Source organism: Achromobacter aloeverae (assembly GCF_004121055.1).
Lineage (GTDB): Bacteria > Pseudomonadota > Gammaproteobacteria > Burkholderiales > Burkholderiaceae_B > Bordetella_C > Bordetella_C aloeverae.
Genome location: NZ_PYAL01000005.1, coordinates 310326 through 323219 on the forward strand (window position 1 = coordinate 310326; position 12894 = coordinate 323219).

Annotated in this window: 12 protein-coding genes; 6 read left to right on the forward strand and 6 right to left on the reverse strand. The window is 66.8% G+C overall.

Going from position 1 to position 12894, the window contains the following annotated elements:
• Positions 1 to 92: 92 nt before the first annotated feature.
• The 3 genes from ahcY to metF all read left to right on the forward strand — a co-directional run bounded on the left by ahcY (position 93) and on the right by metF (position 2840).
• Positions 93 to 1511 (forward strand): adenosylhomocysteinase, encoded by a 1419-nt coding sequence (gene ahcY / locus C7R54_RS18165; RefSeq protein WP_129151826.1) that lies wholly within the window; start codon positions 93 to 95, stop codon positions 1509 to 1511.
• 151 nt (positions 1512 to 1662) lie between these two features.
• A complete protein-coding gene (locus C7R54_RS18170; protein ID WP_129151827.1) occupies positions 1663 to 2001 on the forward strand; it encodes a phage holin family protein in 339 nt (112 codons plus the stop codon).
• Positions 1998 to 2840 (forward strand): methylenetetrahydrofolate reductase [NAD(P)H], encoded by an 843-nt coding sequence (gene metF / locus C7R54_RS18175; RefSeq protein WP_129151828.1) that lies wholly within the window; start codon positions 1998 to 2000, stop codon positions 2838 to 2840. The genes C7R54_RS18170 and metF overlap by 4 nt, the downstream gene beginning before the upstream one ends.
• An 84-nt stretch (positions 2841 to 2924) precedes the next feature.
• Here metF and C7R54_RS18180 read toward each other — a convergent pair whose 3' ends face one another.
• Positions 2925 to 3362, reverse strand: a complete 438-nt coding sequence (locus C7R54_RS18180) for an Lrp/AsnC family transcriptional regulator (RefSeq protein ID WP_129151829.1) — start codon at positions 3360 to 3362, stop codon at positions 2925 to 2927.
• 164 nt (positions 3363 to 3526) lie between these two features.
• On the opposite strand from C7R54_RS18180, the gene C7R54_RS18185 reads away from it, so the two are divergent.
• The gene (locus tag C7R54_RS18185) at positions 3527 to 4405 is read left to right on the forward strand and encodes a DMT family transporter (RefSeq protein ID WP_129152044.1); all 879 of its coding nucleotides are present in this window, start codon (positions 3527 to 3529) and stop codon (positions 4403 to 4405) included.
• Here C7R54_RS18185 and C7R54_RS18190 read toward each other — a convergent pair.
• From C7R54_RS18190 to C7R54_RS18210, 5 genes are all read right to left on the reverse strand, one after another.
• Positions 4393 to 5256, reverse strand: a complete 864-nt coding sequence (locus C7R54_RS18190) for a proteasome-type protease (protein WP_129151830.1) — start codon at positions 5254 to 5256, stop codon at positions 4393 to 4395. The two genes, C7R54_RS18185 and C7R54_RS18190, sit on opposite strands and share 13 nt — an antisense overlap.
• Positions 5257 to 5292: 36 nt before the next feature.
• The gene (locus tag C7R54_RS18195; RefSeq protein WP_129151831.1) at positions 5293 to 6093 is read right to left on the reverse strand and encodes a transglutaminase family protein; all 801 of its coding nucleotides are present in this window, start codon (positions 6091 to 6093) and stop codon (positions 5293 to 5295) included.
• A 17-nt stretch (positions 6094 to 6110) separates the two neighbouring features.
• Positions 6111 to 7079 carry an alpha-E domain-containing protein gene (locus C7R54_RS18200; RefSeq protein ID WP_129151832.1) on the reverse strand — a complete coding sequence of 323 codons (969 nt, stop codon included), beginning with the start codon at positions 7077 to 7079 and terminating at the stop codon, positions 6111 to 6113.
• A gap of 6 nt (positions 7080 to 7085) precedes the next feature.
• A complete protein-coding gene (locus C7R54_RS18205) occupies positions 7086 to 8516 on the reverse strand; it encodes a circularly permuted type 2 ATP-grasp protein (RefSeq protein ID WP_129152045.1) in 1431 nt (476 codons plus the stop codon).
• Positions 8517 to 8828: 312 nt separating this feature from the next.
• Positions 8829 to 9455 (reverse strand): 5-formyltetrahydrofolate cyclo-ligase, encoded by a 627-nt coding sequence (locus C7R54_RS18210; RefSeq protein ID WP_129151833.1) that lies wholly within the window; start codon positions 9453 to 9455, stop codon positions 8829 to 8831.
• Between the two features lie 46 nt (positions 9456 to 9501).
• Here C7R54_RS18210 and C7R54_RS18215 point away from each other — a divergent pair, with 46 nt between their 5' ends.
• A complete protein-coding gene (locus C7R54_RS18215) occupies positions 9502 to 11685 on the forward strand; it encodes a lytic transglycosylase domain-containing protein (protein ID WP_377814081.1) in 2184 nt (727 codons plus the stop codon).
• 113 nt (positions 11686 to 11798) lie between these two features.
• Entirely contained in the window at positions 11799 to 12872 is a 1074-nt protein-coding gene (locus C7R54_RS18220) for a tRNA nucleotidyltransferase/poly(A) polymerase-related protein (protein ID WP_192903697.1), read from the forward strand.
• Positions 12873 to 12894 lie beyond the last annotated feature (22 nt).

Sequence of the window (12894 nt, forward strand, 5' to 3'; positions counted from 1 at the left end):
GGTACGGCCGGACCCCCGACAGGCGGCGTCCGCGCGCTCGTCCCGCAGGCCGCGCGGCAGCGCCGTCCGTTTTCTCATGTGGAGCAATCACAATGAACACCGTATCCGATAAGTCCGTGGCCGACTACATCGTCGCCGATATCGGCCTGGCCGGCTGGGGCCGCCGCGAAATCGCCATCGCAGAAACCGAAATGCCCGGCCTGATGGCCACCCGCGAAGAGTACGCCGCGGCGCAGCCGTTGAAGGGCGCGCGCATCGCCGGCAGCCTGCACATGACCATCCAGACCGCGGTGCTCATCGAGACCCTGACGGCCCTGGGCGCCGATGTGCGCTGGGCCTCGTGCAACATCTTCTCGACGCAGGACCACGCCGCCGCCGCCATCGCCGCCGGCGGCACGCCGGTGTTCGCCATCAAGGGCGAAACCCTGGCCGAATACTGGGACTACACCCACAAGATCTTCGAGTGGCCCAACGGCGAACACGCCAACATGATCCTGGACGACGGCGGCGACGCCACGCTGCTGCTGCACCTGGGCGCCAAGGCCGAGCAGGACATCTCGGTGCTGGCCAAGCCCGGCAGCGAGGAAGAGCGCGTGCTGTTCGCGGCCATCAAGGCCACGCTGGCGCGTGATCCCAAGTGGTACTCGACCCGCCTGGCGCAGATCCGCGGCGTGACCGAGGAAACCACCACCGGCGTGCATCGCCTGTACCAGATGTCGCAGAAGGGCGAACTGGCCTTCGCCGCCATCAACGTCAACGACTCGGTCACCAAGTCCAAGTTCGACAACCTGTACGGCTGCCGCGAATCGCTGGTCGACGGCATCAAGCGCGCCACGGACGTGATGGTCGCCGGCAAGATCGCCGTGGTGGCAGGCTACGGCGACGTGGGCAAGGGCTGCGCCCAGGCGCTGATGGCCCTGCGCGCGCAGGTCTGGGTCACGGAAGTCGACCCCATCTGCGCCCTGCAGGCCGCGATGGAAGGCTACAAGGTCGTGACCATGGAAGAGGCCGCCGACAAGGCCGACATCTTCGTCACCGCCACCGGCAACTACAACGTCATCACGCGCGCCCACATGGACCGCATGAAGGACCAGGCCATCGTCTGCAACATCGGCCACTTCGACAACGAAATCGACGTCGCCGGCCTGGAAGGCCTGCAGTGGGAAGAGATCAAGCCCCAGGTCGACCACGTCATCTTCCCCGACGGCAAGCGCATCATCCTGCTGGCCAAGGGACGCCTGGTGAACCTGGGCTGCGCGACGGGCCATCCGTCCTTCGTGATGTCCTCGTCCTTCACCAACCAGACCATCGCGCAGATCGAGTTGTTCACGCGCAACGACGCCTACACCAAGGGCCAGGTCTACGTGCTGCCCAAGCAGCTGGACGAGAAGGTCGCGCGCCTGCACTTGAAGAAGCTGGGCGCGAACCTGACCACCTTGACCAAGGAGCAGGCCGACTACATCAGCGTGTCGGTTGACGGTCCTTACAAGAGCAATCACTACCGCTACTGATTTTGGCGCAAAATAGGGTCAGGTTCCACGCCCACCGGGCGTGGAATTCCCTGGCGGATGCCGGTGCCTCATTCCGGCGTATCCTGTCCTGGGATGCGTCCCTCCGATGCATCCGCCCATGCTGCTCGTCCAATTTAGCGGGAGACCCGATATGACCTTGATACTCGTCTGGATACTGAACGCCGTCGCCTTGCTGATCGTGGCTTATTTGCTGCCCGGCATCTCGGTGGCCAGTTTCGGATCGGCCCTGATCGCCGCCCTGGTGCTGGGCCTGCTCAATATGCTGGTCAAGCCGGTGCTGGTGTTGCTGACGCTACCCATCACCATCGTCACGTTGGGTCTTTTCCTCATCATCCTCAACGCGCTGTTGTTCTGGTTCGCCGGGTCCATCCTCAAAGGCTTCCAGGTCAACGGCTTCTGGTGGGCCGTGATCGGTGCGGTGCTGTACTCGATCATTTCGGGCCTGCTGTCCATGCTCGTAAGCTCATGACCGATACGAAGACGCCGGCGCTCAGCCTAGAATTCTTTCCGCCGCGCGATATCGCGGCCCAGGAGCGGCTGGTTCGCGCCGCCAAGCAGATGCTGGCCATGCATCCGCGTTATGTCAGCGTCACCTTCGGCGCCGGCGGCTCCACCCGCGAGGGCACCGCCGGCACGGTGCGCATCATGCGCAACCTGGGCGTGGCGGCCGCGCCGCACCTGTCGTGCGTGGGCGCCACGCGGGAAGACCTGCGCGGCATCCTGCGCGCCTATCGCGAGGAAGGCGTCAAGCAGGTGGTCGCCTTGCGGGGCGACCTGCCGTCCGGCATGGGCGGCGACGCCGGCGAGCTGCGCTATGCGCGCGATCTGGTGGCGTTCATCCGGGAAGAGACCGGTGACTGGTTCCATATCGAAGTGGCCGCCTATCCCGAAACCCATCCGCAGGCGGAAAGCCCGTCGGTCGACCTCGATCATTTCGTCGACAAGGTCCAGGCCGGCGCGGATAGCGCCATTACGCAGTATTTCTTCAACCCGGACGCCTATTTCGATTTCGTCGACCGGGCGCGCGCCAAGGGCGTGACCGTGCCTATCGTGCCGGGCATCATGCCCATCACCAATCACAGCCAGCTGGTGCGTTTTTCGCAAATGTGCGGCGCCGAGATCCCGCGCTGGATCCGCATGCGCCTGGCCGAATTCGGTGATGACAAGGCCTCCATCCGCTCCTTCGGCGTCGATGTCGTCTCCGACCTCTGCCGCCGCCTGCTGGACCAGGGCGCGCCGGGGCTGCACTTCTACACGTTGAACAACGCCGACGCGCCGATGGCGATCTGGAAGAACCTGGATCTGTAAGCCGGTAATCGGGTAAGCCGGTAAGCCGATAAGCCGATAAGCCGATAAGCCGATAAGCCGATAACCTGGTAGGCCCGCCGGCGTTCACAAGGGCGGCAGCCTACGCTTGACCGGCTGGGACTTGACGATTGCCGAGTTGGTCTCGGCGAGGTCGGTGATTCTTTCCAGAATGTGGTCCAGATGCTCGATGGAGCGCAGGTATAGGCGGCCGATGAAGCAGTCTTCGCCCGTCACCTTGTCGCACTCGCCGAACTCCGGGATCGCCTCGATCAGTTTCTGCACCGCATGGAGCTTGCCGGGCAAGGGCCGGATGCGGACGATCGCCTGCATGGGGTATCCCAAAGCCCGCGGCTCCGCCGATACGCTGAAGCCGTGGATGACGCCACGGTCTTCCAGCCGGCGCAGGCGCTCGGCGGCCGCCGGCGACGACAGGCCGATGTGTTCGGCCAGTGTCTTGATGGCCATACGGCCATCCTGCTGGAGCAGTGCCAGGATGCGGCGGTCGGTGTCATCGAGGCTCATAGGAAAATTTGGCGATTCGCCTAATAAACGAAGGCATAGGTAGTTTATTCCTTAAATTTTCCGCTGCGGGATTTGCCTCGGACCTTCTACATTGATGCCTCTGGTCCTGAAGGCCGTGGAGGGGCGAAAAAGTGAACGACGAGAAGGCGCGCGGGATAGTGGAGATGGTCGCGGCGATGGTGATCTCGGGCACCATCGGCTGGCTGGTGGTCGTGTCCGGGCGCCCGGTTACCCAGGTTGTGTTCTGGCGCTGTGTGTTTGGCGCGCTGGTGCTGCTGCCCGTCTGCGCGGCCAAGGGGTATCTGCTGCCAGGACGGATGAACTTGCGGCAGTTCGCGATGGCGATCGCGGGCGGCATCGCCATCGTGGCGAACTGGCTGTTCCTGTTCTCGGCCTACTCGGAATCCTCCATTTCCATTGCCACGACGGTCTATAACACCCAGCCGTTCATGCTGGTCGGCCTGGGCGCGCTGTTCCTGGGGGAGCGGCTGACCCTGGCCAAGCTGGGATGGTTGTCGCTGGCCTTCTTCGGCATGGTGCTTATCGTGCAGACCCGGCCCGATACCGGGGCGACGCAGGGGAATTACCTGCTGGGTATCGCGCTGGCGCTTGGCGCGGCGTTTTTCTACGCGCTGGCGGCGTTGTTCGCGAAGCGACTCAAGGGCGTACCGCCGCACCTGATCGCGCTGGTCCACGTCGCGGTCGGCATCATCGCCCTGTCGCCGCTGGCCTTGCATGGAGGATGGCCGGGTGGCGCTACCGCCTGGAGCACCCTGGTCACGCTAGGGGTCGTGCACACGGGCTTGATGTACATCCTGCTGTACGGGGCCATCCAGCGACTACCCACGCACTTGACCGGCGCCTTGTCCTTCATCTACCCCATCGTGGCCATCCTGGTGGATGGCGCGGCATTCGGGCATCGTCTGCACGTGGTGCAGGCAGCCGGGGCCGCCTTGATCCTGCTGGCGGCCGCGGGCATGACGCTAGGCTGGTCGTGGCGTCGGAAGACCCGCAAGAACGGCGCGCCTGTTTATCCGCGCTGATGCGTATCCGGGTTTTCCGCCAGCGATTGCAGGGGCGCCAGTTCGGTGGGCTCGGCGCTGCCCGGCTGGATGCGCAGCGGCTGGTGCACGCGGCCGGCGGGGACCAGGCTGTCGGGGTCGCAGGGGTCGGTCCAGATCGGGTCCTCGATTTCCGCGAAGACCTGGCGCAGGCGTTCGCCCCAGCTACTGCGAATCATGCGGAAGTATTCGTTGTTCTCGTCGATGTTGGCGAAGCGCGTGACGCGCAGCGCGTCGTTGTCGTACACCAGCAGGTCCAGCGGCAGGCCCACCGAGATATTCGAGCGCAGCGTGGAGTCCATGGAAATCAGCGCGCACTTGGCCGCCTCGTCCAGCGACGTGTCCGGTTGCAGCACCCGGTCCATGATGGGCTTGCCGTACTTGGCTTCGCCGATCTGGAAATAGGGGCATTCGTCGTGGGCCTCGATGAAGTTGCCCGCCGCGTAGACCTGGAACAGGCGGCAACGCTCGCCCTTGATCTGCCCGCCGAAAATCAGGTTGACGTTGAACTCCACCCCCTGCTCATGCAAGGCCTCGGCATCGCGCTTGTGCACCTGGCGCACCGCGTCGCCGACCAGGCGGGCCGCCTCGAACAGGTTGGGCGCGCGCCAGATCGATGAAGGGTCCTTGCTGTCGGGCGTCGAGAGCAGGTTGACGACGGCCTGGCTGACGGCCAGGTTGCCGGAGGTCATCAGGACCATGACGCGTTCGCCGGGGCGCTCGAAAACGCTGAGCTTGCGAAAGACGCTGATCTGGTCCACGCCGGCATTGGTGCGCGAGTCTGCAAGGAAGACCAGGCCGTCGCGCAGGCGGGCCGCTACGCAGTAAGTCATTGGCGTTACAGGGGAAAAGACGAGTCCACCATTGTATTACTGCTGCGCCGCCTGCACTTGCACCGACACGGTCATCGACTCCTGGCCGCCGCCGTTGCGGACCCCGCGCACCGGCGCCGCCGAGTCGTAGTCGCGCGCCACCGCCAGCCGGCAATGGCGGTCCGAGGCGAACTGGCGGTTGGTGATGTCCACGCTGCTCCAGCCCAGGTCGGGCAGCCAGACGTCGGCCCAGGCGTGGCTGGCCGCATGGTCGGCTTCCGTATACAGGTAGCCGCTGACATAACGGGCGGGCACGCCCAGCCCGCGGACGCAGGCGAGGAACAGATGGGCATGATCCTGGCAGACGCCGTGACCCAGGGCCAGCACCTGCCCGGCGGCCGTGGTGACGTCGGTGGTGCCGGGCTCGTAGGCGACCCGGTCGCTGATGGCCTCCGCCAGGGCCAGGCTGTCTTCCGGCCGGCTCAGGCCTTGCGGCAGCACCTGGCGGCAGAAAGCGCGGATGGCGTCGTCGGCCTGGGTCAGGACGGTGGGCACGCAGTAGGCATGGACCGGCAGCCGGCTTTCGTCGCCATTGATGACGCCATAGGGCACGGGATCGATCTCCACCTGCCCGCTGACGCGCAGTTCGATCTCGTCGTGCGGACGGCTTAGCGTCAGGGTGTGGGTGACGTTGCCGTAGGCATCGACCTGTTCCTGCAGCGTGCCCGGCGCGTCGATGTGCCAGCGCAGTGATCGCTGGTGCTCTTCCGGACGCGGGGTCAGGTGCAGGGTCTGGATGCTGTACGTCACCGGGGCGGTGTAGTGATAGCGCGTCACGTGCTTGATGAAGTGTTTCATGGCCTGCTTCCTTGGTTCTATGCCGGTATCGACAGCAGGAAGTCCTGGCTGATGCGGTTGCCCAGGTCGTTCGTGCGTTCGAGGAATTGCTCCAGGTAGCGATGCAATCCGTCCGCGAGGATGTCCTCGACGCGCGCGTATTGCAGTTCGGCGCAGAGCTTGCCGGCACGCCGCCCGGTCTCCGCGGAGCGGTCGTTGGCCACCAGGGCCAGGGTGCCGGCCACCGCGCGCATCGAGGCCAGCAGCGAGCGGGGCATGTCGCCGTGCAGGATCAGCAGCTCCGCCACGCGGTCGGGCGCGATGACGTCGCGATAGACCTTGCGATAGATCTCCAGGCCGGATACCGAGGTCAGGATGGCCGCCCAGCGGTAGAACTCGGTGTGCGTGGCGCCGGCGCTTTCCACCTCTTGCCGCGTTTCGTCGCCGCGCTCGTATTCGTGGAACTTGACGTCCAGCATGCGCGCCATGTTGTCGGCGCGTTCCAGGTACATGCCCAGGCGCAGGAAGTGCAGGGCCTCGTCTTCCAGCATCGTGCCTATCATGACGCCGCGCGCCACGTGCGAGCGGAACTTGACCCACTCGAAGAACTCGCCGGGATTGCGCTCCGGCAAGTCCATGCGCAGGTGCTTGAGCAGTTCCAGCCAGGTCGTGTTGTAGGTTTCCCAGACTTCGGTGGTCAGGCTGCCGCGCACGGCGCGGGCATTCTCGCGCGCCAGTCGCAGGCAGGCATAGATGGACGAGGGGTTGTCCTCGTCGCGCACCATGAAGCGCAGCACATCCCGTGGCGAGCCCTCGGGATAGCGCGCATCGAACTGGTTCTGCAATTCCGAGATGCGCATGAGCGCGCGCCAGGAGCGCTCGCGGGTGGCCTCGTCCTGCGGCAGCAGGGACATTTGCAGATTGACGTCCAGCATGCGCGCGGTGTTCTCGGCGCGCTCGACGTAGCGGCACATCCAGAACAGGTTGTCGGCGGTACGGCTAAGCATGATGGTTCACTCCTCCAGCACCCAGGTGTCCTTGGTGCCGCCGCCCTGGCTGCTGTTGACCACCAGCGACCCTTCGGTCAGCGCCACGCGGCACAGGCCGCCGGGCACCGTGCGCAGGTTCTTGCCGCACAGCACATAGGGGCGCAGGTCGACATGGCGCGGCGCCACGCCTGTTTCGACGTAGGTCGGCACGGTGGACAGCGCCAGCGTCGGCTGGGCGATATACGCCGCCGGATTGGCGCGCACGCGTTCCTTGAAGGCCTCCACCTGCGCGCGGGTCGAGGACGGCCCCACCAGCATGCCGTAGCCGCCCGCGCCGTGCACTTCCTTGACGACCAGCTCGTGCATATGGGCCAGTACGTGCGATAGCTCGTCCGGCCGCGCGCAGCGCCACGTCGGCACGTTTTGCAGTATGGGTTCCTCGCCGAGGTAGAAGCGGATCATGTCCGGCACGTACAGGTAGGTCGACTTGTCGTCGGCGATGCCGGTGCCGATCGCGTTGGCCAGCGTGATGCGGCCGGCACGGTAGACCGACAGCAGGCCCGGCACGCCCAGCGCCGAATCGGCGCGGAAGGACAGGGGATCCAGGAAGTCGTCGTCCAGGCGGCGATAGATGACGTCGACGCGGCGCGGGCCGCGCGTGGTGCGCATATAGACGGTGTTCTGCTCGACGAAGAGGTCGCGTCCCTCGACCAGTTCCACGCCCATCTGCTGCGCCAGGAAGGCGTGTTCGAAGTAGGCCGAGTTGTACTGGCCCGGCGTCAGCACCACCACGGTCGGATCGTCGATATTGCCGGGCGCGACTTCCCGCAGGTTGTCCAGCAGCAGGTCGGGATAGTGGGCTACCGGCTTGACCTTGATGCGGCTGAACGCGTCCGGCAGCAGCCGCATCGACATCTTGCGGTTCTCCAGCATGTAGGACACGCCGGAGGGCACGCGCAAGTTGTCTTCCAGGACATAGAATTCGCCCTCGCCGGCGCGCACCACGTCGATGCCCGCGACGTTGCAGTAGATGTCCTCGGCGACATCAACATCCTGCATTTCCGGACGGTACTGGGCATTCATGAACACCTGTTCGGCCGGCACGATGCCGGCCCGGACGATGTCGTGGCCGTGATAGATGTCGTGGATGAACATGTTCAGCGCCCGCACGCGCTGCTTCAGGCCGGCGTCGAGCTGGCGCCATTCCTGCGCGGGAATGATGCGCGGCACCAGGTCGAAGGGGATCAGGCGTTCGGTGCCGGCATCGTCCCCGGCCACCGAGAAGGTAATGCCGACGCGGCGGAAGCTGAGGTCCGCCTCCACGCGCCGGGCGGCCATGACGTCGTCGGTCTGCGACGAGAGCCATTGCTGGAAGTCGCGATAGTGCGGCCGTGTCGCGCCGTCGCGGTCGACCATTTCGTCATAGGCGGCGATACGGCCGGACGGTGTATCCATCATGTGGCTCCTCCTTGATGCGCGAGCCGTGGTCCGCGCGACAGCCAGCTTCTTGGGCTGGCAGAGCATCACAAGCAACACCTATGCCAACTTTTCGGAAGCTGGGTGGACAACAGCCCGCGACAGGTTTCTCGTTGTGTTTATGGAGCGGGGGAGGGGGACAGCCGCGCCGGCCGGACGCCGTAGAAGGCGGGAGGGCGCCGGCGGATGCCCGCAATGGCAAAAGAGAATGCCCCGAAATGGTGCGTTTCGGGGCATGGCGGGGCAGGGGCGGCGCCAGGATGAGTCATGGCGCGCCGGCAAACGGGCGTATTAGGGAGCCTTGGGCACCCAGCCGTCCGGGGTGAGCACCGCGTCGAGGCGGACGTCGTGGGGTGCGGGCACGTGCTCGATGGGATCCAGGCGGCCGCAGCTCCAGGCGACGCCTATGGTGGTGTGCGGATGGCCGGCGGCCTTCAGGGCGGCCAGGGTGCGGTCGTAATAGCCGCCGCCGTAGCCGACCCGGTCGGCCAGCGGCGTGTAGCCCAGCGTGGGCACCAGCACCAGGTCGGGGACCACCACCGTTCCGGCCAGGGGCTCCTGGATGCCGTAGGGCCCTTCGGCCATGGGGGCGTCCGGCGTCCAGGGGCGGAATTCGAGCGGCTGGTCGCGTTCGCGGACCGCCGGCAAGGCCACCGTGATCCCGGCTTCCACCCACTGTTCCAGCAGCGGCCGCAGGTCGGGCTCGTCCTGCAGGGGCCAGTAGGCCGCCACGACGGCGGGAGCCGGCCGGCCGGCCTTCAGCGCGGCGTCGCGCGCCAGCCCCAGCCAGGTGTAAAGACGCCCACGCATGAGCAGGGCGCCACGCCGCCGCTGGTCGTCCGGCAGCGCGGCGCGGAGTTGTCTTAATCGCGTGCGCAGCGGTACTGCGTTATCCTCTTGCGTAAATTTCGTGGACATATTTTTCCATACAGGGTGTTGCGGCGTGGCGCTAAGGAGACTAGGCCTGGAATCCGGACGTTATCAGAAATCCCCCCGCGCCGAGCAGGCACGGGCATGGCGCCGGCTGTTGCCGCTGCTGCCATTGCTGGCGGCCGCCTGCGCGCCGGTCGACGCGCAGCAGCGCAACGCCGCGCGGACCGACGCCGCGGTGGCGACCGTCGCGCCGGCAGCGCCGCCGTCGAGCGGTCTGCAAAGCGGTCCCCAAAGCGGTCTCCAGCCCGTCCCGGGAGCGATGCAGCCGGCGCCGTCCGCGCCGTCGGGCATGATCGCCCCGCAGGAGGCGCCCCTGCCGCTTGCCCCGGCCGCGTCCTCGCCGTCCATGGCGCAGCAGGCCGTGATCGCCGCGCGCGATGCCATGCAGCGCAAGCAATGGTCGGTGCTGGCCGTGACCGTGCCGCAGGCGCGAGCCGACATCCTTGGCATGTATCCGGAGTACTGGCTGCTGCGTTACCAGCTCTGGAACCTGCCCGCCAACCAGCGGCCCACCCCGGACCTGCAGAATTTCCTGCGGCGCAATGCCGACTCCTACCTGGGCGACAAGCTGCGGCAGGACTGGTTGCTGGTTGCCGCGCGCTCCGGCGATTTCGATACGGTCAACAAGCTGGGGCCGGTCAAGAACACCGGCCCGCAGACGGAATGCGCCATCCTGAACGCCCGCCACATGACCGGGCGCAAGGTCGACGCCCGGCAGGCCATGGAAACCTTCGCGCCCGGCCCCTGGTGCTGGACGCTCTACGATCAACTGGTGGCCGACAAGGTGCTGGGCTGGGAGCAGCTCGAACCGCAGCTGCGCGACGCCATCGAGAACAACAAGACATCGGACGCCGGCAAGTTCGCCAGCTACATGTTCGATCCCGCCCAGATGAAGGCCTACGACGCCTTGATGCGGGACCCGATGAAATGGCTGGTCAAGCAGCCCAAGCCGCCGCGCTCGCGCGCCGAGACCGAGCTGGTCACCATTGCCCTGGCGCGCCTGCCGCGCAAGGACCTGGACGTGGCCGACGCCTACTTCCGCCGCGAATGGGCCAAGAGCCTGCCGCGTGAGAACGTTGCCTGGCTGCGCGGCCAGTATGCGCTGGTAGCCGTGCTCAACCTGGATAGCCGGGCCAACGACTGGTACGTGGAGGCGGGCCATATCCGCATGACCTCCTATAACCAGGCCTGGAAGGTGCGCGCCGCGCTGCGCCAGCCCAAGATCGACTGGCGCTGGGTGATGGCCAGCATCGATGCGATGCCGGTTTCCGACCGCGCCGACCCCAGCTGGATCTACTGGTATGCGCGCGGCCTGGCCGCCACCGGCCGGAAGGAAGAGGCACTGCGCATGTATGCCGGGATTGCCGACCAGTTCAATTTCTACGGCCAATTGGCGGCCGAGGAGCTGGGCCGTCCCATCACCGTGCCGCCGCGCCCGGCGCCGGTCACGGCGCAGGAGCTGGCGCAGGCCCGGGCCAATCCCGGATTGCAGCGCGCCATCGCGATGTTCCGCCTGGGCTGGCGGCCCGAGGCGGTGCCCGAATGGAATTTCGCGATACGCGATATGGACGACCGCCAGTTGCTGGCGGCCGCCGAGCTGGCGCGCGTCGAGAATATCTACGACCGTGTGGTCAATACCTCGGACCGCACGGCGACGCAGTTCGATTTCAGCCAGCGTTATATCGCGCCCTTCGAAGGCCGCGTGGCCGCCAAGGCCAACGAGATATCGCTCGATCCGGCCTGGGTCTACGGGTTGATTCGCCAGGAATCGCGTTTCATCATGGACGCGCGGTCGTCCGTGGGCGCGTCCGGCCTGATGCAGCTGATGCCGGCCACCGCCAAGTGGGTGGCGCGCAAGATCGGCATGGATAACTTCACGCCGGCCAGCGTCAACGACTTCGACACCAATACCATCCTGGGCACCAATTACCTGAACATGGTGCTGCAGGACCTGGGCGGGTCGCAAGTGCTGGCCAGCGCCGGCTACAACGCGGGACCGCGGCGGCCCATCCAGTGGCGGTCGACGTTGAACCATCCGGTCGAGGGCGCCATCTTCGCGGAGACCATTCCCTTTACCGAGACGCGCACGTATGTGAAGAACGTGATGGCCAACGCCACCTACTACGCGGCGATATTCACCGGCCAGCCGCAATCGCTCAAGCAGCGCCTGGGCCAGATTTCGCCGCAGGCCGCCGAGCCGACGCCGCTGCCGTGAGCAAGGCCGGAACCGATACGGGTTCGCATGGCCAGCCGGCCCATGATCCGAGGCATGACCCGGATCACGATCCGGCCCACGATCCGGCCCACGACGCCGCCCACGACCCCGCGCTGGCCGGCCTCGCCGCCTACGTCGTCGGCGGCGCCGTGCGCGACGACCTGCTGGGCTTGCCCGCGGGCGACCGCGACTGGGTCGTCGTCGGCGCCACGCCCGAGCAGATGGCCAAGCGCGGCTTCCTGCCTGTCGGCGGCGATTTCCCCGTGTTCCTGCATCCGGTCACGCGCGAGGAATACGCGCTGGCACGCACGGAACGCAAATCGGGGCTGGGCTACAAGGGCTTCACGTTCTATACCGGCAGCGACGTTACCCTGGAGGCCGACCTGCAGCGGCGCGATCTCACCGTCAATGCGATCGCCCGTACCGCCGACGGCCAGTTGATCGACCCGCTGGGGGGCGCCGCGGACGTGCGCGCGCGCGTGTTGCGCCACGTCGGGGAGGCCTTCGCCGAGGATCCCGTGCGCATCCTGCGCCTGGCGCGGTTCGCGGCACGGTTTTCGGATTTCACCATCGCGCCGGAAACGCTGGCGCTGTGCCGGCGCATGGTGCAGGCCGGCGAGGCCGACGCGCTGGTGCCGGAGCGGGTCTGGAAGGAAATCTCGCGTGGCCTGATGACCGCCACGCCCTCGCGCGTGCTGGACGTGTTGCGCGAAAGCGGGGCGCTGCCGCGCGTGCTGCCCGGCCTGGTGGTGGATGAGGACACGGGCGCCGAGCTGGACAGGGCTGCCGCGGCGAACCTGCCCCTGCCGGGACGCTGGGCCTTGCTATGCCGTCACACGGCCGACGCCGGGGCCCTGGGCGCGCGCTTGCGCGTGCCGGCGGCGTGCACGGACGAGGCGCGCCTGCTGCCCGGGATGTTGACCGCCTTGGATAAAGCGCAAGACGATGCCGTCGCCCTGGACCTGATGGAGCGCTGCGACGCCCTGCGCAAGCCGGACCGCTATCTCGACCTGCTAAAGGCCGCGGCCATCGTGCGTCCGGTCGACATCGATCTCTGGGCGGCGCGCGTGGCGGCGGTGCGTGCCATCGACGCCGGCGCCATCGCCCGTGCCGAGGGCGGCGATCCCGCGCGGATCAAGCCCGCCTTGCGGGCGGCACGCCTGGAGGCCTTGCGGCGATCCGGTTGAGCGCTTGCGGTATTGGCGAGCC

Coding starts and splice junctions, on each gene's coding strand:
- ahcY (WP_129151826.1), top strand. CDS start 93: ATGAACACCGTATCCGATAAGTCCGTGGCCGACTACATCGTCGCCGAT.
- C7R54_RS18170 (WP_129151827.1), top strand. CDS start 1,663: ATGACCTTGATACTCGTCTGGATACTGAACGCCGTCGCCTTGCTGATC.
- metF (WP_129151828.1), top strand. CDS start 1,998: ATGACCGATACGAAGACGCCGGCGCTCAGCCTAGAATTCTTTCCGCCG.
- C7R54_RS18180 (WP_129151829.1), bottom strand. CDS start 3,362: ATGAGCCTCGATGACACCGACCGCCGCATCCTGGCACTGCTCCAGCAG.
- C7R54_RS18185 (WP_129152044.1), top strand. CDS start 3,527: ATGGTCGCGGCGATGGTGATCTCGGGCACCATCGGCTGGCTGGTGGTC.
- C7R54_RS18190 (WP_129151830.1), bottom strand. CDS start 5,256: ATGACTTACTGCGTAGCGGCCCGCCTGCGCGACGGCCTGGTCTTCCTT.
- C7R54_RS18195 (WP_129151831.1), bottom strand. CDS start 6,093: ATGAAACACTTCATCAAGCACGTGACGCGCTATCACTACACCGCCCCG.
- C7R54_RS18200 (WP_129151832.1), bottom strand. CDS start 7,079: ATGCTTAGCCGTACCGCCGACAACCTGTTCTGGATGTGCCGCTACGTC.
- C7R54_RS18205 (WP_129152045.1), bottom strand. CDS start 8,516: ATGGATACACCGTCCGGCCGTATCGCCGCCTATGACGAAATGGTCGAC.
- C7R54_RS18210 (WP_129151833.1), bottom strand. CDS start 9,455: ATGTCCACGAAATTTACGCAAGAGGATAACGCAGTACCGCTGCGCACG.